The sequence below is a fragment of the Pseudomonas sp. NPDC087029 genome, from assembly GCF_044745345.1.
Lineage (GTDB): Bacteria > Pseudomonadota > Gammaproteobacteria > Pseudomonadales > Pseudomonadaceae > Aquipseudomonas > Aquipseudomonas faucium.
Genome location: NZ_JBIVAB010000020.1, coordinates 43,326 through 63,614, shown reverse-complemented (window position 1 = coordinate 63,614; position 20,289 = coordinate 43,326). Strand labels below are relative to the sequence as shown.

Genomic DNA, 20,289 nt, shown 5'->3' with positions numbered 1-20,289 from the left:
CGAATCATGGAGAACCTGATGAAACTGACCCACCTGTTCGCTGCCATCGCCCTGGCCACCGCCAGCCACGCCACCCTGGCCGCCGAGGGCAATGCCGACCTGTATGACGCGGTGGCCCCGGCCGACTCGGCGTTCGTGCGCGTGCTCAACCTGTCCGACAGCAACATCGACGTGACCCTCAGCGGCAAGGTCAACCCGCAGCGGGTCGCCGCCGGCCAGCTCAGCGGCTACCGCTTCACCCCGGCAGGGGCGCACAAGATCGCCGTCGCCGGCAAGGCCATCGAGCCGCAGCTCAAGGCCAATGCCGCCAGCACCGTGGTGTATGACGGCAAGCAGCTGACGCTGATCAGCGACAAGTACGTCAACGAGCCGAAAAAGGCCCAGATCGCCTTCTACAACCTGACCCCCACCCAGGCTGCGCTGAAGACCTCCGATGGCAAGCACGAGGTGGTCGCCCCGCTCGCCAACGGCCAGACCGGCACGCGCATGGTCAACGAAATCAAGATCGACTTCGCCGCCTATGCCCAGGACACCAAGGTCGCCAGCTTCGACGAGCAGTTCCTCAAGAAGGGCCGCTCCTACAGCTATGTGCTGCTGCCGGGCAACCGCAGCATGACCCTGGCCAACAGCATCGACCCCACCGAGTGACGCCCACGCTGCAAGGATGAATGGCACATGAAGACGCTTCTAACCTCCGCCCTGGGCCTGGCCATGGCCGTGCTCAGCCTGCCCGGCCAGGCCGCGCCGGCGGGCAAGGCCGGCTGTGAAAACCTGCAGTGCATGGTCTGCCCGGCGCTGAGCGACCCGCAACGCTATGGCGAAGGGCGCATGAAGCTGATGCGCGAGATCGTGCCCGGCAAGGACCGCTGGCTGTTCCGCTCGATGGTCGACCTGACCAACGACTTCGGCATCCCCGCCCCCATGCGCCCGGAGTTCGCCCGCCTGATGCAGGCCTTCGAGCGCCAGGGCATCCATGTGGCCATGGCGATCCAGCCGACCCGCGGGCTGATGCACCGCGACAAGCTGCTGCCGGGGCAACTGCACGGCTTCGACTACGCCCGCGCCAGCAGCAACCTGGGCAGCTACCTGGGCCAGCTGCGCCAGGGCGGCGCGGTGGTGGCGCCGATGATGCAGCTGGTGCAGCAGCCGCCCGAGGGCGAGTACTTCTTCCGCCGCGACCACCACTGGACGCCCAACGGCGCCGAGGCAACGGCCAAGCTGATGGCCGAGGAAATCCGCCGGCAGCCGTTCTACGCCGGGCTGGCCAAGAAGGCCTACCGCACCGAGCCGGGCGTGATGGTGCCCAAGGACGGCACGCTGAACCTGGCGCTGAGCTACATCTGTGGCAACAACTATGGCTTTCAGTACGTGCGCGGCTACCAGACCATCCCCGAGGCCGCGGGCGCCGATGCCTTGTTCGACGAAGCGCCCGACCCCGAAGTGATCCTGGTCGGCGACAGTAACGCCGCCGCCCGTGAAGACGAGAGCAAGCAGTTCAACTTCGATGGCTACCTGAAGCAGTACCTGGGGGTGGACATCCTCAACTATGCCCTGCCGGGGGTAGGCGAGGATGGCTCGCTGCTGGAGTACCTGCTGTCTGGCGACTACAAGCCCAAGGCGCCGCCCAAGCTGATCGTCTGGGAACTGCCGGCCAACTACCGGCTCGACTCGCCGTTGATGTACCGCCAGCTGGTGCCTGCGGTGCAGGGCGGCTGCGCGGTGTCCAAGGAGGTGCTGGGGGCGAAGCTGCAGCGCCCGGCGCTGAAGGTGGGCGAACGCATCGAGCTGCTGAGCAATGCCGGCAGTGGGCGCCAGTCGCTGAGCGGATCGAAGGGGTTTCTCGACATTCGCCTGAGTGACAAGAACGTCAAGGACTTCTACATCATCGTGTATTACGACAATGGCGCGCGGGACAAGGTGTGGTTCCGCCGTGAGGCAGCGGTGACCGGGGGGCAGTATTACCTGGAGCTGAGCAAGGACCCGGCGTTTGCCGGGGCCAACTTGCTGTCGGTGTTCATGGAACCGACCAAGCCGGGGACAGTGGCTACCGATGTGGAGACGCGGCTGTGTCTGTGAAGAATGTATTGCCGGGGCTGGGGCTGCTTTGCAGCCCTTTCGCGACACAAGGCCGCTCCTACAAGGATCGCGCGGCGCCTGTAGGAGCGGCCTTGCGTCGCGAAAGGGGCGCAACGCGCCCCCAGAACCTCGCGCTGCTGCTGGCCTTCTCCCTATGGCTCCCGCAAACCCAGGCCGCGCAATCCATCTGGCCCGCCCACAGCACCCCACAGTCGGCCATGATCGCCGACTACCGCACCCTGTCCTGCACCCAGGAGCCGCCCGCGCCCTACACCGGCACCCTGCACCTGCAAAGCAAGTACGACCAGCGCGATGCCAGCAAGTCGACCCTGCGCAGCAGCCCCGACGCCGACAGCGAGCGCATCGGCAAGCAGGTCAAGCAGTTCGTTGGCGGCCTGATCTACGCCAGCAAGCGCTTCCAGCGCGCCAAGAAGCCCCAGCAGGCCAACATGGCCCTGGCCTGCCAGGACCAATGGCTGCAGCGCTGGGCCGAAGCCGGCGCGCTGCTCAACCCCGATGCCAGCGGCACCGGCATGGCCGCACGCAAATGGGCGCTGGCGGCCATGGCCGGCAGCGTGCTGCTGACCCAGGCCGCCAGCGACGGCAAGCTGCAACTGAGCCCGGCGCAGAAAACCTGGTTCAGCCGCCTGGGCGAATTGGTGATCGCCGAATACGACCCACGCCGCACGGCCAAGGGCGTGTACTTCAACAACCACGACTACTGGGCAGCCTGGGCCGTGGCCGCCACCGGCATGCTGGTGGGCCGCGACGACTTCATCCAGTGGGCCGACGGCAACCTGCGCCGCGGCCTGGCCCAGACAGTGCGCAGCAGCGACGGCAGCTATGCCTACCTGCCGCTGGAAGTGGCGCGCAGCAAGCTGGCCGCCACCTACAGCCAGTACGCGCTGGTACCGCTGGTGCTGCTGGCAGAATCGGCACGCGCCAATGGTTTAGGGTGGAGCGCCGAAGACCAGCACACCCTGGACCTGCTGGCCAACTTCGCCGCCCGCAGCGTGCTCGCCCCCGATGAGCTACCCGAACTCAAGGGCCAGGCACAAACCGACGTGGCGCCTTACAAGCTGGCCTGGCTGATCCCGTTCCTCGAGCGTAACCCCCGGCACGCCCTGGCGCGCCAGCTGTACGACAGCGAAGACGGCGAGGTGGACAACTACAGCCAGCTCGGTGGCCCGCTCAAACCCTTCTACTCGCCACTGCCCGGATCAAGGAGCTGACCCATGGCCGCCCTCGCCCGCTTTTCCCTCACCTGCCTGGCCGCCTTGTGCCTGGCCGGCACGGCCCAAGCCGCCAGCCAGGCGCTGCCGGCCAACCAGACGGTGACCCAGCTGACCCAGGACCAGCGCCAGCTCAAGGTCGACCAGTTGCGCCAGCAGGTGCGCCAGGCCGTGGCCTTCCAGCAGGCCGAACGCCCGCGCCCGGCAGGCCGCGCCAGCGTCAGCCTGCAGCCGATGTTCTCGGCCCAGGCCGGCAGCTGGCCGTTCGAACCGTTCGTCAACAACGGCCTGTTCCGCGCCATCGCCGGCTACCAGGCGCATCACCCGCAGGTGGTGCAGCTGCGCGGCGGCAGCATCACCCTGGCGCAGTTGCACGATGCCCTTGGCGACCCGCGCATCCTCAAGCGCTACAAGGACGGCTACCTGCTCAGCTACCCGCTGCTGATCGCAGCCGATGCCGGGCTGGTGATCGAAGGCACCAGCCTGTACCTGTCGAGTTTTTCCGGCACCGCGCTGATCAACCAGGGCTGGCTGGGGCTCAACCAGTCGAGCCTGGAAAGCATGGCCGGCGAGCGCCCCGGCGCCACCGAACGCGCCTGGCGCCCGTTCGTGGTGGCCTGGGCCGGCAGCCACACCCAGGTGCTCGGTTCGACCCTCAAGCGCCTGGGCTACAACGCCAACCTCTCGCGCGGCCTGACCACCGCCCTGAGCGCCCAGCAGCCGGCGAGCACGCGCCTGGCCACGGTGCTGATCCGCGACAGCCACTTCAGCCAGATGTCCAGCGCGGTGGAGTTGCAGCACAGCCAGGCGACCATCGGCGCCAGCCAGTTCGAGCAGTCGCAGCAATACGCCATCGATGTGCGCGACAGCCAGCTGAAGCTTGAGGGCAACCAGCTGCGCGGCATCGACAACAACAGCGGCGTGCGCCTGCGCGGGCAGACCCGGGCGCTGGTGCAAGGCAACCTGATCCTCGGCGCGGCCAAGGCGGCCATCGAGGTCAGCGAGCAGCAAGGGGCGGTACTGTTGGCGGGCAATCGCATCGGCGACAGCCGTGGCAATGGCATCCAACTGCGCAACCTGGCACCGACCGCGGCGGCGCCGCTGGTGATCGACGACAACCTGCTGGCCAGCAGCCAGGGCAGCGCGGTGGATGCCAGCGAAGTGGGCGCCGTGGCGTTGCTCGACAACCGGATTGGCAATACCTCGGAATATGCCGTGAGCGTGCGCAACGCCGCGCCGCTGCCGGGGCCGCTGGTGCTCAGCGGCAACCGCCTGGGCCAGGTGGGCAAGGCGCTGGTGCGGGTGGAGGGGGTGCGTGATGTGGTGCTGGGGGCGAACAGCTATGAGGGCAAGCCGTTGCTGCAGAACCTGTTGATTGGGGATTTGCTGCCGTTGCAGGGGCAACTGCTGGAGGCCACTGTGCGCCAGGGGGGCACGGTGCGGGTGCAGCAGCAGTGATTGATCGGGCCCTATCGCCGGCAAGCCGGCTCCCACACCCATCGCATGGGCACTGCAGGCCCCTGTGGGAGCCGGCTTGCCGGCGATAGGGCCCGATCAGCTCACCCCACCACCCGCTGCATACGCACGAAACACTCATCCTCGCCCATCTCGACAAACCCATGGCGCAGGTACAGCCGCCGCGCCGGGTTGCTCTTGAACACCATCAACCTCAGCAACGGCAAGCGCCGCTGCCCGGCCCAAGCGGCCAACTGCTCCAGCACCCAGCCGCCCACCCCGCGCCCTCGCTGCTCTGGCCGCAAATGCAGCTCGCGAATGAACAGCGCCTGGCGGTCCTGGCTGAGGCTGCAGAAACCCAGCACGTTGCCTCCCTCGACGATCAGCCACTGCTCGCGCCAGCCCCAGGCCTGGTCGAAGGCCTCTTCGACCCACAGCAGATCGAACTGGCGGTAATAAGGCAGCATCGCCCGGCGCGTGAGGTCGCGGGCGAAGGTGCAGTCCTGGTCGCTGGCGCGCTTGAGTTCAAGGGGCATAGCACACCGGCGAACTGCCCGGCGCGCGCCGTTCCCATTCCTCTTCGAGCCAGGCGGCCAGCACCTGGGCGTTGTTGTGCTCGGTGTCCTTGCCGGCATACAGCAGGGTCAGGTCACCCTTGGCCAGCCAGTCCAGCAGCGGATACCAGTGCTCGGGATGGGCTGCCAGCTCCTGCCGATAGCGCTGGGCGAACGCATTGAAATCGAGCTCGCCCTGGTGAAACGCCTTGCGCAATCGAGCCGACGGCGCCACCTCGCGCAGCCACTGGCCGTGCAACTCATCCTTGCGTTTGTTGCGCGGCCACAGGCGGTCGACCAGCACCCGCTGGCCATCGCCGGGGTCAGCCGCGTCATAGACGCGCTTGCAGCGAATCATGGGGTTCTCCAGCCTTTACCACTCGTCTTGAGCCTAGGTAATTCATTGACCGAGGTCACGTCCCGGTAACGAATTGTTTCTATGCTGACAGCCTTCGGCACCTTCGCCTGAAGCCACTCGGAGCCACCATGGCAACCCCGTCACTGGCCAGCCAGCCGCAACTGGCCCACCGCGATTCACGCCCGCAGCTGTCGCACAAACCCGGGCGCGCCACACTCTTTCTGTTCTTCGGCCTGCTCATGGCCGGCATCGCCTACACCGCCTGGAGTCTCAAGCAGGACGTCAGCGCCAGCGGCACGGTGATCACCACGGTCACGCCGTTTCTGCTGCTCGGCCTGGCGCTGTTGATCGCCCTGGGCTTCGAGTTCGTCAATGGCTTCCACGATACCGCCAATGCCGTGGCCACGGTGATCTATACCCACTCGCTGCCGGCGCCGGTGGCGGTGGTCTGGTCGGGGCTGTGCAATTTTCTCGGCGTGCTGCTTTCCAGCGGCGCGGTGGCCTTCGGCATCATTGCCCTGCTGCCGGTGGAGCTGATACTGCAGGTGGGCTCCACCGCGGGGTTCGCCATGGTCTTCGCCCTGCTGCTGGCCGCGATCATCTGGAACCTCGGCACCTGGTGGCTGGGCCTGCCGGCCTCGTCCTCGCACACCCTGATCGGCTCGATCATCGGCGTGGGCGTGGCCAACGCCCTGATGCACGGGCGCGACGGCACCAGCGGGGTGGACTGGGGCCAGGCCAGCAAGGTCGGCTACGCCCTGCTGTTTTCGCCATTGATCGGCTTCGCCTGCGCCGCCCTGCTGCTGCTCGCCCTGCGCGCGCTGGTCAAGCGCAAGGAGCTGTACCAGGCACCGGAAGGCCGCACGCCGCCACCTTGGTGGATCCGTGGGGTGCTGATCCTCACCTGTACCGGGGTTTCCTTCGCCCACGGCTCCAACGACGGGCAAAAAGGCATGGGCCTGATCATGCTGATCCTGGTCGGTACCTTGCCGATGGCCTACGCGCTGAACAAGACCATGCCCAGCGAGCAGGCGCTGCAGTTCTCCGCCGTTGCCGAAGTGACCCGCCAGGCCCTGGTGCGCAGCGACCCCCGGCCGTTGCCCGGCGACCCGCGCCAGGTGCTGACCGCGTTCATCTCAGAGCCCAAGGCCAACCCGCAACTGGTGCCTGCCCTGGCCAGCCTCACCGGCATGATCGGCGAGGAAGTCAAAGGCTACGGTTCGCTCAAGCGGGTGCCGGCCGAGGCCATGGCCAACGTGCGCAATGACATGTACCTGACCAGCGAAGCGATCCGCCTGATGGAGAAAAACCAGCTGGTCAGCTTCGACGCCGACACCCGCAGCCACGTGCAATTGTTCAAGACCCAGCTCGACGACGCCACCCGCTACATCCCGCTGTGGGTCAAGGTGGCCGTGGCCATCGCCCTGGGGCTTGGGACCATGGTCGGCTGGCGGCGCATCGTGGTGACGGTGGGCGAGAAGATCGGCAAGACCCACCTGAGCTATGCCCAGGGCGCTTCGGCCGAGGTGGTGGCGATGTGCACCATCGGTGCTGCGGACATGTTCGGCCTGCCGGTTTCGACCACCCATGTGCTGAGCTCTGGCGTGGCCGGGACCATGGTCGCCAATGGCTCAGGGATTCAGAAACGCACGCTGATCAATTTGCTGATGGCCTGGGTGCTGACCTTGCCGGCGGCGATGCTGCTGGCGGGGAGCCTGTACTGGCTGCTCAACCAGATTTTTTGAGCTGACCGGTCTGGCCCTATCGCCGGCAAGCCGGCTCCCACAGGTACACCACTGGGCCTGAGTGCTGTGGAGTACCTGTGGGAGCCGGCTTGCCGGCGATAGGGCCAGACCTGCCCACATCAACCCGGAATCTTCAGCCCACGCTGCACCGCCGGCCGCTCGAGGAACCTGGCCAGCACCCGCTGCACTTCCTTGAACTCATCGAACCCCACCAGCTCCCGCGCGTTGTAGCGCTCCACCAGGTTGCGCACCCAGGGGAAGATGGCGATGTCGGCAATGCTGTAGTGCTCGACCATCCATTCGCGGCCCTTCAGGTGCCGGTCCAGCACGCCCAGCAAGCGCTTCGATTCGTTGACGTAGCGATCACGCGGGCGCTTGTCTTCGAAGTCCTTGCCGGCAAAGAAATGGAAGAAGCCGACCTGGCCGAACATCGGCCCGATGCCGCCCATCTGGAACATCAGCCACTGGATCGTCTGGTAGCGGGTGGCCGGGTCCTGGCTGAGCAGTTGCCCGCTCTTTTCCGCCAAGTACTGCAGGATCGCGCCCGACTCGAACAGCGGCAGCGGCTGGCCGCCCGGCCCGTTGGGGTCGAGGATCGCCGGGATTTTGTTGTTGGCACTGAGGGAGATGAACTCCGGGCTCATCTGCTCGTCGCTGTCGAAGCTGACCTTGTGCGCCTCGTAAGGCAGGCCGATCTCCTCCAGCATGATCGACACCTTCACCCCATTGGGCGTGGGCAACGAATACAACTGCAGGCGCTCGGGGTGCTGCGCGGGCCATTTGCGGGTGATGGGGAATGCGCTGAGATCGGTCATGGTCAACCTGTGCCAGGGAAGTGGAACTTGTCACTCTAGTGGCATCGCGCGCGGCTGACCATCACCGGCCGGTGCTCAGCTCGCCTGGCCGTGCGCCTTGAGCTTGAGCTTTTCGGTGTCGACGCGCACGAACACCGAGTCAGCGCTGACGGTGAGCACATCGCCGGCCCAGACCTCGCACAGCACGCGGGTCTTGCGCCCCACTTCACCTTCGACGCGCGCCTTGAGCAGCAGCTCGACTCCCATCGGCGTGGGCTTGAGGTAGTTCACGCCCAGGCTGCCGGTGACGCAGTCGATACGCGGCAGGCTGCCGGGCTCGCGGCCCTCGGCGCGGTAGTGATAGGCCATGGCCGTCCAGTTGGAGTGGCAGTCGACCAGCATCGCCAGGAGCCCGCCGTAGACCAGGCCGGGCCAGCCGATGAAGCTGCTGTCGGGGTTGTGCCGGCACAACAGGTGGATACCATCGCTGTCCCAGTGGCTTTGCAGGTGCAGGCCGCTGGGGTGGGAGCAGCCGCAGCCATAGCAGGTGCCTTCGGGCGCGGCCAGGGCCTGGACGGAAAGGGTGTGCTCGTTCATACGCTTCCTGTGCTTGTTGGAATGGGGGCGCGCAACGCCCCCATTAAATCAGAAAGCTCAAGCCGTCTGCGCAACCACCTTGCCGCCCTTCTGGGTCAGCGACACCAGCAGGATGAACAGGGTTACCCCAGCGGTCATCAGCGTTTCGTAACGGTAGGCCTCGTTGAACAGCATGTAGCCGAGCACCAGCAAGATGGTGCCGATCACCAGCCAGGTGAGCCACGGGAACAGCCACATCTTCAGCTCCAGCGGCCGCCCTTCGCGGTCGGCACGGGCACGCATGCGCAGCTGCGACACGGCGATCACCAGGTACACCAGCAAGGCGATGGCGCCGGTGGTGGAGAGCAAAAAGCCGAACACCTTGCCGGGGAACACATAGTTGACGAAGCAGCCGGCAAAGCCTGCCAGGGTGGAGAGAAGCACCGCCACGGTCGGCACGCCCGCGCCGGAAATACGCTTGGTCATGCTCAGCGCCTGGCCGCGTGCGCCCAGCGAGTAGAGCATCCGCGAGGCGGTGTAGAGGCCGGAGTTCATGCAGCTGGTGACCGCCACCAGCACCACCAGGTCGACCAGCAGCTTGGCGCCCGGCACGTTGAGCACTTCCAGCACCCGCTGGAACGAGCCTACTGCCTTCAGGCCTGGGTCGTTCCACGCCACCAGCGACACCACCAGGAAGATCGACGCCAGGTAGAAGATCGCGATGCGGTACACCACCAGGTTGGTGGCGCGGCGGATCTTGTCTTTCGGGTTGGCGGTTTCATCGGCGGCGATGGTCACGATCTCGGCGCCGAAGAACGAGAAGATGGTGATCAGCACCCCGCCCAACACCGTGCCGAAACCGTTGGGCATGAACCCGCCGTTATCCCACAGGCGGCTCACGCCGGACACTTCGGCCAGCGGCCAGAAGCCGAATACGGCCAGGCTGCAGACTGCGATGAAGGCGACGATGGCAATCACCTTGACCAGGGCGAACCAGTACTCGAACGCCCCGAAGTTCTTCACGCTGACCAGGTTGGTGCCCGACAGCAGGAACATGATCAGGAAGGCGAACAGCCATGACGGCACCCCGGGGAAGTAGGCGTGCAGGATGTCTGCGCCGGCGATGGCCTCGACCGGGATGATCAGCACCCAGAACCACCAGTACAGCCAGCCGATGGTGAAGCCGGCCCAGGGGCCGATGGCCTCGGAGGCGTAGGTGGAGAACGAGCCGCTGTTGGGGTTGGCGATGGCCATTTCGCCGAGCATGCGCATCACCAGCAGCACCAGCAGGCCGGTCATGGCGTAGGAAATGAGGATAGCCGGGCCGGCGGTGGCGATGGCGTTGGACGAGCCGATGAACAGGCCGGCGCCGATGATGCCGGCGATGGAGATCATGGACACCTGACGCGATGTCAGGCCGTGCTGCAAGGAACGCTGTTTGTTGTTGTCTAGCGAAGCCATGGAGAACCCTCGAATGGGTCGGCCGCCACACGGACGGCTGAAAAAGTTGGAGCAGAATTCTTGTAGGTGTGTTGCTCTTTTTTCTTGTTCTGAAGTTGCCGGTCGCGCACTGACCTCCTCTTTGCATCACCGGTTGTAATCGTTGATCGAGGTCAGTATTAATCTATAGGCGCGGGTCAACAAACGACCTTTTCGAAGCACATGATTCCATTTGGGAATGAACTTCTTCCTTTTTTGCTCGGTAAATCCTTGCCATGTCCAAACGCCTGATGCCCTCCACCACCGCTTTGCAGTGCTTCGAAGCTGCCGCCCGCCACCTGAGCTTCACCCGCGCCGCCGAAGAGCTGCACCTGACCCAGAGCGCCGTGAGCAAGCAGGTGGCGCAGCTGGAGGAGATGCTCGCGCACTCGTTGTTCCAGCGCATTCGCAGGCGCCTGCACCTGACCCCGGCCGGCGCCCTGTACCTGGCCGAGGTGAACAAGATCCTCAACCAGATCGACATCTCCAGCCGCTACATCCTCAGCTACGGCGACGAAACCGAGGTGCTGCGCATCGCCACCCAGCCGACCTTCGGCGCGCGCTGGCTGGTGCCCAGGCTCAAGGGTTTCGGCGACCGCTACCCGCGCATCCACCTGGACATCCGCAATGAGCTGGAGCCGTTCGACCTGGTGCAGGCCAAGGCCGACATCGCCTTCTTCTTCGGCCAGGGCACCTGGCCGGGGGCGACCTGCATCGAGCTGTTCAGCGAAGAGGTGGTGCCGGTGTGCGCCCAGGCGCTTACCGAGCACCGCCTGCTGCAGTGCGCCTCGCGCCCGGAAGCCTGGCACGAGTGGTTCCTGGGCCTTGGCCTGCACAGCCAGAACAGCTACCACGGGCCGCGCTTCGACACGTTCTACCTGTGCATCCGCGCGGCCATCGCCGGTTGCGGCATCGCCCTGATTCCGCGCTACCTGGTGGCCGAGGAGCTGAGCGAGGGCAAGCTGGTGGTGGCCTGGGACCACCCGGTGGCGAGCAACGGCCGGCACTTCATCGCCCATGCCGAGCATGCCGCCGAGGTGCCCAAGGTCAGGGCATTCGTGCAGTGGATTCGCGAGCGGGTGGCTGAGGGGGATTGAGCGCACCTGCACGGGCTCGAAGTTGTCGAGTACTTTGTGGGAGCGGGCTTGCCCCGCGAAGAGGCCGGCACAGAAAGATCACGAATCCAGGGAATGATCGCAATCAAATAATTCGTTTGCGGAATAATACCCCGGCACGCTTGGATAGTAAGAAACTCGAACAAGGTCCGCGTGCCCCATGAACCAGGAAAGTATCAGCCAATCCATTGCCATCGTTCACCCGATCACACTTTCCCATGGCCGCAATGCCGAAGTCTGGGATACCGACGGCAAACGTTACATCGACTTCGTCGGCGGTATCGGCGTACTCAACCTGGGCCATTGCAACCCGGCCGTGGTCGAGGCGATCCAGGCCCAGGCCACGCGCCTGACCCACTACGCCTTCAATGCCGCGCCCCACGGGCCGTACCTGGCACTGATGGAGCAGCTGAGCGCCTTTGTCCCGGTCAGCTACCCACTGGCCGGCATGCTCACCAACAGCGGCGCGGAAGCGGCGGAAAACGCCCTGAAAGTCGCCCGCGGCGCCACCGGCAAGCGCGCCATCATCGCCTTCGACGGCGGGTTCCATGGGCGCACCCTGGCCACCCTCAACCTCAACGGCAAGGTCGCCCCGTACAAGCAGCGGGTTGGCGAACTGCCAGGGCCGGTCTACCACCTGCCCTACCCCAGCGCCGACACCGGGGTAACCTGCGAGCAGGCGCTCAAGGCCATGGAGCGGCTGTTCAGCGTGGAACTGGCGGTGGAGGACGTGGCCGCGTTCATCTTCGAACCGGTGCAGGGCGAAGGCGGCTTCCTGGCCCTGGACCCGGCGTTCGCCCAGGCCCTGCGCAGGTTCTGCGACGAGCACGGGATCCTGATCATCATCGACGAAATCCAGTCTGGCTTCGGCCGTACCGGCCAGCGCTTCGCCTTCCCGCGCCTGGGGATCGAGCCCGACCTGCTGCTGCTGGCCAAGAGCATCGCCGGCGGCATGCCACTGGGGGCGGTGGTCGGGCGCCAGGCGCTGATGTCGGCATTGCCCAAGGGCGGCCTGGGCGGCACCTACTCGGGCAACCCGATCGCCTGTGCCGCGGCGCTGGCGAGCCTGGCGCAGATGAGTGACGAAAACCTCGCCACCTGGCGCGAGCGCCAGGAGCAGGCGATCGTCAGCCGGGTGGCGCGCTGGCAAGGCCGCTTTGCATTCATCGGCCGCCTGACCGGGGTCGGCGCCATGCGCGGTATCGAGTTCGTCAATGCCGACGGCAACCCGGCACCGGCGCTGCTGGCCAAGGTGATGGAAGCGGCGCGGGCCAAGGGGCTGCTGCTGATGCCCAGCGGCAAGGCGCGGCACATCATCCGCCTGCTGGCACCCTTGACCATCGAGGCCGAGGTGCTCGAGGAAGGCCTGGATATCCTCGAGCAATGCCTGGCGCAGCTGAGCTGAGGCTTACAGGCCCAGCTCGTCGGGGGTGAGCATGTCGGATTCGAAGGCGATCCAGCCGCCTTCGAGTTCGGCGTGGCCGTTGACGATCGGGCCGTAGTAGGTCAGGCCGTTGTCCAGGGTCACGCAGATGTGCGTGGCGGGTTTTTCGGGGGCCGCGAGCGTACCGACGAAATGCACCTTCTTCAGGGTTTCGGTCACCGCTTCGAGGCCGACGCGCATGCTGGGGTTCTCGGAGGCCTCGGTATCGCCACCACGGTCTTCGGCGCTGATGGTCACGATGGCGGTGTACGGGTACTTGTTGCTCAAGCGGGGTTACCTCGGAGTCAGATGTAGGCTTGCGGGCGCGTAGAGTACGGCAGCCGTGCCCTGTTGTCTCTACTGGCCTCATCGCCGGCAAGCCGGCTCCCACACGGCATAACCGCATGGCCTCCCCCGCCCTGATCTGTTAGGGTGCCCGCCGATGCACGCCACACCACACGAGGACACCGAGTGAGCGCCGAAGAACCCCTGATCGCCGACCTGTTCGAGGTCGACAAACGCCTGACCCTCAAGCCCGTCGTGGACTTCAACAGCTACCTGCGCGCAGCCTTCGGCGAAGGCCCGTGCCGCTGCCACCGCTGCAGCGAAGGCGCTGACCCGAGCACCTACAGCCACGCCCACAGCTTCACCTTCGAAGGCCGCAGCTGGCACCGCCGTTTCGCCAGCACCGCCGGCAGCGATGTGGCCCAGGCGCTGAAAAAGGCCTGGCTGTCGTACACCAAGGCCGAACTGACCCTGGCCGGCACCCTCGATCTGGCCACCCTCAAGACCTTCACCGAGGCCGCCCTGCACGAGCGCCTGCTGGCCCTGCTGGCCGCCAGCGGCCTGGCCCGTGAAGTCGAAGGCGTTTGGCTGCTGCAAGCCCAGGCCGACTGACGGCCCGGCGGTAAAGCAGGATTCTCCCGCTCTGCTACCTTGGGAGAATCCGCATCGCCGCAGGTAGTCCGTCATGGCCCGTACAACGCCCATCGAGCTGTACCGCAATATCGGCATCGTCGCCCACGTGGACGCCGGCAAGACCACCACCACCGAGCGCATCCTCTTCTACACCGGGGTCAACCACAAGATGGGCGAGGTGCATGATGGCGCCGCGACCATGGACTGGATGGCCCAGGAGCAGGAACGCGGCATCACCATCACCTCGGCGGCGACCACGGCCTTCTGGCAAGGCTCGACCAAGCAGTTCGCCGACAAGTACCGCTTCAACATCATCGACACCCCCGGCCACGTCGACTTCACCATCGAGGTGGAGCGCTCGCTGCGCGTGCTCGACGGCGCGGTGGTGGTGTTCAGCGGCGCCGACGGGGTCGAGCCGCAGTCCGAGACCGTGTGGCGCCAGGCCAACAAGTACCACGTGCCGCGCCTGGCCTACATCAACAAGATGGACCGCCAGGGCGCCGACTTCCTGCGCGTGGTCAAGCAGATCGACAAGCGCCTGGGGCACCACCCGGTGCCGATCCAGCTGGCCATCGGCAGCGAGGAAAACTTCATCGGCCAGATCGACCTGGTGAAGATGAAGGCCATCTACTGGAACGAGGCCGACCAGGGCACCAGCTACCGCGAAGAAGAAATCCCCGCCGAGCTGCAGGCACTGGCCGACGAATGGCGCGAGCACATGCTCGAAGCCGCGGCCGACGCCAGCGACGAGCTGACCGCGAAGTTTCTCGACGGCGAGGAACTGACCATCGACGAGATCAAGGCCGCGCTGCGCCAGCGCACCATCGCCAACGAGATCGTGCCGACCATCCTCGGCTCCTCGTTCAAGAACAAGGGCGTGCCGCTGATGCTCGATGCCGTCATCGACTACCTGCCCGCGCCTTCGGAAATCCCGGCGATCAGGGGCACCGACCCCGACGACGAAGACAAACACCTGGAACGCCACGCCGACGACAAGGAGCCGTTCTCGGCCCTGGCCTTCAAGATCGCCACCGACCCGTTCGTCGGCACCCTCACCTTCGCCCGGGTCTATTCCGGGGTGCTCAGCTCCGGCAATGCCGTGCTCAACTCGGTCAAGGGCAAGAAGGAACGCATCGGCCGCATGGTGCAGATGCACGCCAACCAGCGCGCCGAAATCAAGGACGTGTGCGCCGGCGACATCGCCGCGCTGATCGGCATGAAGGACGTGACCACCGGCGACACCCTGTGCGACATCGACAAGCCGATCATCCTCGAGCGCATGGACTTCCCCGACCCGGTGATTTCCGTGGCCGTGGAGCCCAAGACCAAGGCCGACCAGGAGAAGATGGGCATTGCCCTGGGCAAGCTGGCTCAGGAAGACCCCTCGTTCCGCGTGCGCACCGACGAGGAAACCGCCCAGACCATCATCTCGGGCATGGGCGAGCTGCACCTGGACATCATCGTCGACCGCATGCGCCGCGAGTTCAACGTCGAGGCCAACATCGGCAAACCCCAGGTGGCCTACCGCGAGAAAATCCGCAACACCTGCGAGATCGAGGGCCGCTTCGTTCGCCAGTCGGGCGGGCGCGGCCAGTACGGCCACTGCTGGATCCGCTTCGCACCGGGCGATGAGGGCAAGGAAGGCCTGGAGTTCACCAACGAGATCGTCGGCGGCGTGGTGCCGCGCGAGTACATCCCGGCCATCCAGAAAGGCATCGAGGAGCAGATGAAGAACGGCGTGCTCGCCGGCTACCCGCTGATCAACCTCAAGGCGGCAGTGTTCGACGGCTCGTACCACGACGTCGACTCCAACGAGATGGCCTACAAGATCGCCGCCTCCATGGCCACCAAGCAGCTGTCGCAAAAAGGCGGCGCGGTGCTGCTGGAGCCGGTGATGAAGGTCGAGGTGGTGACGCCCGAGGAGTACCAGGGCGACATCATGGGCGACCTGAGCCGGCGCCGCGGGATGATCCAGGATGGCGACGAGACCCCGGCCGGCAAGGTGATCCGCGCCGAGGTGCCGCTGGGGGAGATGTTCGGCTATGCCACCTCGATGCGCTCGATGACCCAGGGGCGGGCCAGCTACACCATGGAGTTCACCCGCTATGCCGAGGCGCCGGCGAGTATCGTCGAATTGATCGTGAAAAAAACCAGCGGCAAGTGATCAGCGAAGGCTTCGCCTTCGATCGCCGGCAAGCCGGCTCCCACAGCGATCTGCAGCGTTGCACTGATCGGTGTGGGAGCCGGCTTGCCGGCGATGGGGCTCAGTGCTGTTCGCCAGCCCGCTTCAGCAGCTTCTTGCAACGCTCCGACAAGTGCACCACGCGCAGGTGCTTGCCCGCCTTGGCATAGCGCTCGCGCAAGGTCTTCAAGGCAGCGATCGCCGAATAGTCGACAAAGCTCAGGTGCTTGCAGTCCAGGGTCACCTTGGCCGGGTCGCTCGCGGCATCGAACTGGTTGAGAAACGCCGTGGTCGAGGCGAAGAACAGCGTGCCGTGCACCTGGTAGTACTTGCTGCCCTCGGCATCTTCATGGCTTTCGGCATACAGCTCCCGCGCATGCTGCCAGGCGAAGTTGATCGCGGCGATGACGATGCCGAACAGCACCGCCGTGGCCAGGTCGGTGAACACCGTGACCACGGTCACCGCAATGATCGCCAGCACATCGCTCACCGGCACCTTGTGCAGCACCCGCAAGGACGCCCAGGCGAACGTCTGCTGGGCCACCACGAACATCACCCCCACCAGCGCCGCCAGCGGAATACGCTCGATCAACGGCGACAGGAACAGCACGAACAGCAGGATCATCACCCCGGCGACCACGCCTGACAGCCGGCCACGGCCGTTGGAGCTGAGGTTGATCACGGTCTGCCCGATCATCGCGCAGCCGCCCATGCCGCCGCACAGGCCCGAGACCATGTTGGCCGTGCCCAAGGCCACGCACTCGCGGTCCGGGTAGCCGCGGCTCTCGGTGATTTCGTCGGTGAGGTTGAGGGTCAGCAGGGTTTCCAGCAGCCCGACCATGGCCATCAGCACCGCGTAGGGCGCGATGATCTTCAGGGTTTGCAGGTTCCAGGGCACCTGCGGCAGGGCCAGCGCCGGCAGGCCACCGGCGATGTGCGCCATGTCCCCGAGGGTGCGCGTGGGCAAGCCGAGCAGGTACACCAGCAAGCCGACCCCAAGGATCGCCACCAGCGCCGGCGGCACCGCACGGGTGAGCTTGGGCAGCAGGTAGACCACCAGCATGGTCAGCGCCACCAGGCCGATCATCAGGTACAGCGGCGCACCGCTGAGCCACTGCTCGCCCTGCTTGAAGTGCTCCAGCTGGGCCAGGGCGATGACGATCGCCAGGCCGTTGACGAAGCCGAGCATCACCGGGTACGGCACCAGGCGCACCAGCTTGCCCAGGCGCAGCAGCCCGAACAGGATCATCACCACCCCGCCCAGCAGCACCGTGGCCAGCAGGTACTGCGCGCCGTGCTGCACCACCAGGGCGACGATGACCACCGCCATCGAGCCCGCGGCGCCGGAAATCATCCCCGGCCGGCCGCCGAACAGTGCCGTCAGGGTGCAGATGATGAAGGCGCCATACAGGCCCATCAGCGGGTTGAGGTGGGCGACCAGGGCGAAGGCGATGCACTCGGGCACCAGGGCAAAAGACGTGGTCAGGCCGGCGAGCACGTCGGCACGAAGTCGAGCGGGTTTCATGGGAATCCTGTGATGGCGCCCACCCTCGAGCCAGGCATCTTCGCGGTAGATACCAGGGCCGAGGGCGAGCAAGAAACGAGGCGGCCGATGTTACGGAATTTGTCCGGCAGCAGCCACCTCGCCTTCTACCTCAGAACCACTGGCCAAAACGGCGGATGTACAGGGCCTTGATGGTCTGTGCCAGCACGCAGTAGCCCAGCAGGGTGGCTGCCAGCCAAGGGAAATAGGCCAGCGGCAGCGGCACCAGGCCGATCATCGCCCCCAGGGGCGAGAACGGGATGTAGATGCCCAGGCACATCACCAGGCCCGTGGCCAGGATCACCGGCAGCGCCGCGGTGCTCTGCACGAACGGCACCTTGCGGGTGCGCAGCATGTGCACCACCAAGGTCTGCGACAGCAGCCCCTCGACGAACCAGCCAGACTGGAACAGCGCCTGCATCTGCACGCTATTGGCGGCGAACACGCACCACATCACGGCGAACGTGGTGATATCGAACACCGACGAGGTCGGCCCGACCCAACGCATGAAGCGGCCGATGTTGCGTGCATCCCATTGCCGTGGCTTGCGCAGGAAGTCCTGGTCCATGCGGTCCCACGGCAGCGCCAGCTGCGAGGCGTCATACAGCAGGTTCTGCAGCAGCAGCTGGATCGCCAGCATCGGCAGGAACGGCAGGAAGGCGCTGGCCACCAGGACCGAGAACACGTTGCCGAAGTTGGAGCTGGCCGTCATGCACAGGTACTTCATGATATTGCCAAAGGTTTCACGCCCTACCCGCACGCCGTCGCCCAGCACCAGCAGGCTCTTGTCCAGCAGGATGATGTCGGCCGACTCCTTGGCGATGTCGGTGGCGCTGTCGACCGAAATACCGACGTCGGCATCGCGCAGGGCCGGGGCATCGTTGATACCGTCGCCAAGAAAGCCGACGGTATGGCCATTGCCCTGCAGGGCCTTGAGCACACGCGACTTCTGCAGCGGGGTGAGCCGGGCGAACACCGTGCGCCGCTCGACCTGCTCTGCCAGCTGCGGGTCATCCATGCTGTCGATGTCCTGGCCCAGCAGCGGTTCGCCGGGCGCCAGGCCCACTTCACGGCAGACCTTGCAGCACACCTGGGCGCTGTCGCCGGTCAGCACCTTGACGGTCACCCCTTGCTCGGCCAGCGCAGCAATGGACGGGCCGGCGCTGTCCTTGGGCGGGTCGAGGAAGGTCAGGAAGCCGCGAATCACCAGGTCGCGCTCATCCTCGGCGGCGTACTGCAGCTTGCCGTGATCGGCGCCCAGGGCACGGGTGCCGAGCAACAGCACGCGCAGGCCCTGCTCGTTCAGGGCCTCGGCCAAGGCCTGCAGCTGCGCCCGGCGCGGGCCGTCGAGCACGGCCTGCACAGCGCCTTGCTGAACATGGCTGGCGATGGCGAGCATTTCCTCCACGGCGCCCTTGCTGACCAGCAGCCGCTCGCCCAGGGCATCCTTGACCACCACCGACAGGCGCCGGCGAATGAAGTCGAAGGGCAGTTCATCGACCTTGGCATAGGCGAACGGTGCCTGGAACCCAGGCGTCTCGGCAGCGCAGCGCAGCACGGCCTGGTCCATCAGGTTCTTCACCCCGCTCTGGTGGTGGCTGTTGAGCCAGGCCAGCTCCAGCAGCTGCGGGTCGGGCATGCCGCTGGGCGCCAGGCACTGCTCGAGGGTGATGCGGTCCTGGGTCAGGGTGCCGGTCTTGTCGGTGCACAGCACGTCCATCGAGCCGAAGTTCTGGATGGCGTTCAGGCGTTTCACCACCACCCGCCGCCGGGCCATGGCCACTGCGCCCTTGGCCAGGTTGGCGCTGACGATCATCGGCAGCATTTCCGGGGTCAGCCCCACCGCCACCGCCAGGGCGAACAGAAAGGCATCGCTCCAGTCGTGCTTGACCAGGCCGTTGAGCAGGAACACCACCGGCACCATCACCAGCATGAAACGGATCAACAGCCGGCTGACGCTGTTCACCCCACGGTCGAAGGCGGTCTGGCTGCGCGAACCGGCGATGGCCTTGGCCAGGGTGCCGAAATAGGTCCGCCGGCCCGTGGCCAGTACCACCGCACGGGCATGCCCGCTGACCACGCTGGTGCCCATGAAGCAAACGTTGGCGGTTTCCAGCAGGTGCCCTTCACCGCCGGCGCTGTCGCTGACCGACTTCTGCACCACGTGCCCGAGGGTGTCGTACTTTTCCACGGGCAGCGCTTCGCCGGTGAGCACGGCCTGGCTGATGAACAGGTCACGCGATTCGATCAGGCGCACATCGGCGGGGATCATGTCGCCCGCGTGCAGCTGCACGATGTCGCCGACCACAAGCTCGGCCATCGGCACCTCGCGCAGGCGCGGCACCTGCCCCTGCTCCTGGCTGCGCGACACCGTGGCGGTGGTCCGCACCATGGCCTTGAGGGCTTCGGCCGCCTGGCTCGAACGGTATTCCTGGTAAAAACGCAGCAGGCTGCTGAGGCTGACCATGACCAGGATGATCAGCACCTTGGTCAAGTCGGCATCGTTCGGGTTGCCGGCGCGGATCGGCAGCCAGTAGTCGGTGACGAAGCTGAGCGCGGCAAGGGTCAGCAGCACATAGATGAAGGGGTTGTGCAGCGCCCCGAGCAATTGCCTGAAGGGCGTTTGCGGGGCGCCATGCAGCACTTCGTTGGCGCCATCGCGCAGCAGCCGGCTGGCGGCTTCGGCCTCGCTCAGGCCGTGCGGGTTGGCGCCGAGGTGTTCCAGGGTAGCGGCCAAGCCATCGGCGGCTTCGCGGGCCAACGGGCCCGAACGGGTGTTGCGGTCTTTGACGGTCATGGTCTGTGCTCCTGCCGTGGGAGGCAATGCGAAGCACGGACG

Annotated in this window: 17 protein-coding genes; 9 read left to right on the top strand and 8 right to left on the bottom strand. The window is 66.0% G+C overall.

The features are described from left to right. Positions 1-18: 18 nt before the first annotated feature. From ACIPG5_RS23285 to ACIPG5_RS23270, 4 genes are all read left to right on the top strand, one after another. On the top strand, positions 19-648 hold the full coding sequence (locus ACIPG5_RS23285; RefSeq protein WP_286912351.1) for an alginate O-acetyltransferase AlgF: 630 nt from the start codon (positions 19-21) through the stop codon (positions 646-648). Between the two features lie 27 nt (positions 649-675). Continuing rightward, a complete protein-coding gene (locus ACIPG5_RS23280; protein ID WP_176513452.1) occupies positions 676-2,076 on the top strand; it encodes an alginate biosynthesis protein AlgX in 1,401 nt (466 codons plus the stop codon). Between the two features lie 92 nt (positions 2,077-2,168). Next, positions 2,169-3,308: a polysaccharide lyase gene (locus ACIPG5_RS23275; RefSeq protein WP_401378440.1), complete on the top strand. Its 1,140-nt coding sequence runs from the start codon at positions 2,169-2,171 to the stop codon at positions 3,306-3,308. A 3-nt stretch (positions 3,309-3,311) separates the two neighbouring features. After that, entirely contained in the window at positions 3,312-4,766 is a 1,455-nt protein-coding gene (locus tag ACIPG5_RS23270) for a right-handed parallel beta-helix repeat-containing protein (RefSeq protein ID WP_401378438.1), read from the top strand. A gap of 101 nt (positions 4,767-4,867) precedes the next feature. On the opposite strand, the gene ACIPG5_RS23265 is transcribed toward ACIPG5_RS23270, so the two are convergent. Beyond that, positions 4,868-5,299 (bottom strand): GNAT family N-acetyltransferase, encoded by a 432-nt coding sequence (locus ACIPG5_RS23265; protein ID WP_401378436.1) that lies wholly within the window; start codon positions 5,297-5,299, stop codon positions 4,868-4,870. Then, entirely contained in the window at positions 5,289-5,675 is a 387-nt protein-coding gene (locus ACIPG5_RS23260) for a DUF488 domain-containing protein (protein ID WP_176518229.1), read from the bottom strand. The genes ACIPG5_RS23265 and ACIPG5_RS23260 overlap by 11 nt, the downstream gene beginning before the upstream one ends. 128 nt (positions 5,676-5,803) lie before the next feature. On the opposite strand from ACIPG5_RS23260, the gene ACIPG5_RS23255 reads away from it, so the two are divergent. Then, the gene (locus ACIPG5_RS23255; RefSeq protein ID WP_286912357.1) at positions 5,804-7,420 is read left to right on the top strand and encodes an inorganic phosphate transporter; all 1,617 of its coding nucleotides are present in this window, start codon (positions 5,804-5,806) and stop codon (positions 7,418-7,420) included. A gap of 119 nt (positions 7,421-7,539) precedes the next feature. On the opposite strand, the gene ACIPG5_RS23250 is transcribed toward ACIPG5_RS23255, so the two are convergent. From ACIPG5_RS23250 to ACIPG5_RS23240, 3 genes are all read right to left on the bottom strand, one after another. Further along, a complete protein-coding gene (locus ACIPG5_RS23250) occupies positions 7,540-8,235 on the bottom strand; it encodes a glutathione S-transferase N-terminal domain-containing protein (RefSeq protein ID WP_176517998.1) in 696 nt (231 codons plus the stop codon). Between the two features lie 75 nt (positions 8,236-8,310). After that, positions 8,311-8,811: a PaaI family thioesterase gene (locus tag ACIPG5_RS23245; protein WP_401378433.1), complete on the bottom strand. Its 501-nt coding sequence runs from the start codon at positions 8,809-8,811 to the stop codon at positions 8,311-8,313. 57 nt (positions 8,812-8,868) lie between these two features. Then, complete coding sequence (locus ACIPG5_RS23240) at positions 8,869-10,251, bottom strand: amino acid permease (protein WP_176518000.1); 1,383 nt, start codon at positions 10,249-10,251, stop codon at positions 8,869-8,871. A gap of 254 nt (positions 10,252-10,505) precedes the next feature. On the opposite strand from ACIPG5_RS23240, the gene ACIPG5_RS23235 reads away from it, so the two are divergent. Further along, positions 10,506-11,366 carry a LysR substrate-binding domain-containing protein gene (locus ACIPG5_RS23235; protein WP_401378431.1) on the top strand — a complete coding sequence of 287 codons (861 nt, stop codon included), beginning with the start codon at positions 10,506-10,508 and terminating at the stop codon, positions 11,364-11,366. A gap of 178 nt (positions 11,367-11,544) precedes the next feature. Next, positions 11,545-12,789 (top strand): aspartate aminotransferase family protein, encoded by a 1,245-nt coding sequence (locus ACIPG5_RS23230; RefSeq protein WP_401378429.1) that lies wholly within the window; start codon positions 11,545-11,547, stop codon positions 12,787-12,789. 3 nt (positions 12,790-12,792) lie between these two features. Here the strand turns inward: ACIPG5_RS23230 and ACIPG5_RS23225 are convergent, their stop codons facing one another. Further along, positions 12,793-13,095, bottom strand: a complete 303-nt coding sequence (locus ACIPG5_RS23225) for a hypothetical protein (protein ID WP_176518003.1) — start codon at positions 13,093-13,095, stop codon at positions 12,793-12,795. A gap of 183 nt (positions 13,096-13,278) precedes the next feature. Between ACIPG5_RS23225 and ACIPG5_RS23220 the strand changes: the two genes are divergently transcribed. Both ACIPG5_RS23220 and fusA read left to right on the top strand, forming a co-directional pair. Beyond that, positions 13,279-13,704 (top strand): hypothetical protein, encoded by a 426-nt coding sequence (locus ACIPG5_RS23220; RefSeq protein WP_236236942.1) that lies wholly within the window; start codon positions 13,279-13,281, stop codon positions 13,702-13,704. Between the two features lie 73 nt (positions 13,705-13,777). Beyond that, on the top strand, positions 13,778-15,889 hold the full coding sequence (gene fusA / locus ACIPG5_RS23215; RefSeq protein WP_176518005.1) for an elongation factor G: 2,112 nt from the start codon (positions 13,778-13,780) through the stop codon (positions 15,887-15,889). A gap of 100 nt (positions 15,890-15,989) precedes the next feature. Here fusA and ACIPG5_RS23210 read toward each other — a convergent pair whose 3' ends face one another. Together ACIPG5_RS23210 and mgtA are read right to left on the bottom strand one after the other, a co-directional pair. After that, positions 15,990-17,432, bottom strand: a complete 1,443-nt coding sequence (locus tag ACIPG5_RS23210) for a SulP family inorganic anion transporter (RefSeq protein WP_401378426.1) — start codon at positions 17,430-17,432, stop codon at positions 15,990-15,992. A 130-nt stretch (positions 17,433-17,562) separates the two neighbouring features. Then, complete coding sequence (gene mgtA, locus ACIPG5_RS23205) at positions 17,563-20,247, bottom strand: magnesium-translocating P-type ATPase (RefSeq protein ID WP_401378424.1); 2,685 nt, start codon at positions 20,245-20,247, stop codon at positions 17,563-17,565. Positions 20,248-20,289 lie beyond the last annotated feature (42 nt).

What these genes read in the sequence shown, in the direction of transcription:
- ACIPG5_RS23235 (WP_401378431.1), top strand. Translation starts at nt 10,506, where the DNA reads ATGTCCAAACGCCTGATGCCCTCCACCACCGCTTTGCAGTGCTTCGAA.
- ACIPG5_RS23240 (WP_176518000.1), bottom strand. Translation starts at nt 10,251, where the DNA reads ATGGCTTCGCTAGACAACAACAAACAGCGTTCCTTGCAGCACGGCCTG.
- ACIPG5_RS23230 (WP_401378429.1), top strand. Translation starts at nt 11,545, where the DNA reads ATGAACCAGGAAAGTATCAGCCAATCCATTGCCATCGTTCACCCGATC.
- ACIPG5_RS23210 (WP_401378426.1), bottom strand. Translation starts at nt 17,432, where the DNA reads ATGAAACCCGCTCGACTTCGTGCCGACGTGCTCGCCGGCCTGACCACG.
- ACIPG5_RS23285 (WP_286912351.1), top strand. Translation starts at nt 19, where the DNA reads ATGAAACTGACCCACCTGTTCGCTGCCATCGCCCTGGCCACCGCCAGC.
- ACIPG5_RS23270 (WP_401378438.1), top strand. Translation starts at nt 3,312, where the DNA reads ATGGCCGCCCTCGCCCGCTTTTCCCTCACCTGCCTGGCCGCCTTGTGC.
- fusA (WP_176518005.1), top strand. Translation starts at nt 13,778, where the DNA reads ATGGCCCGTACAACGCCCATCGAGCTGTACCGCAATATCGGCATCGTC.
- ACIPG5_RS23250 (WP_176517998.1), bottom strand. Translation starts at nt 8,235, where the DNA reads ATGACCGATCTCAGCGCATTCCCCATCACCCGCAAATGGCCCGCGCAG.
- ACIPG5_RS23255 (WP_286912357.1), top strand. Translation starts at nt 5,804, where the DNA reads ATGGCAACCCCGTCACTGGCCAGCCAGCCGCAACTGGCCCACCGCGAT.
- ACIPG5_RS23280 (WP_176513452.1), top strand. Translation starts at nt 676, where the DNA reads ATGAAGACGCTTCTAACCTCCGCCCTGGGCCTGGCCATGGCCGTGCTC.
- mgtA (WP_401378424.1), bottom strand. Translation starts at nt 20,247, where the DNA reads ATGACCGTCAAAGACCGCAACACCCGTTCGGGCCCGTTGGCCCGCGAA.
- ACIPG5_RS23260 (WP_176518229.1), bottom strand. Translation starts at nt 5,675, where the DNA reads ATGATTCGCTGCAAGCGCGTCTATGACGCGGCTGACCCCGGCGATGGC.
- ACIPG5_RS23265 (WP_401378436.1), bottom strand. Translation starts at nt 5,299, where the DNA reads ATGCCCCTTGAACTCAAGCGCGCCAGCGACCAGGACTGCACCTTCGCC.
- ACIPG5_RS23245 (WP_401378433.1), bottom strand. Translation starts at nt 8,811, where the DNA reads ATGAACGAGCACACCCTTTCCGTCCAGGCCCTGGCCGCGCCCGAAGGC.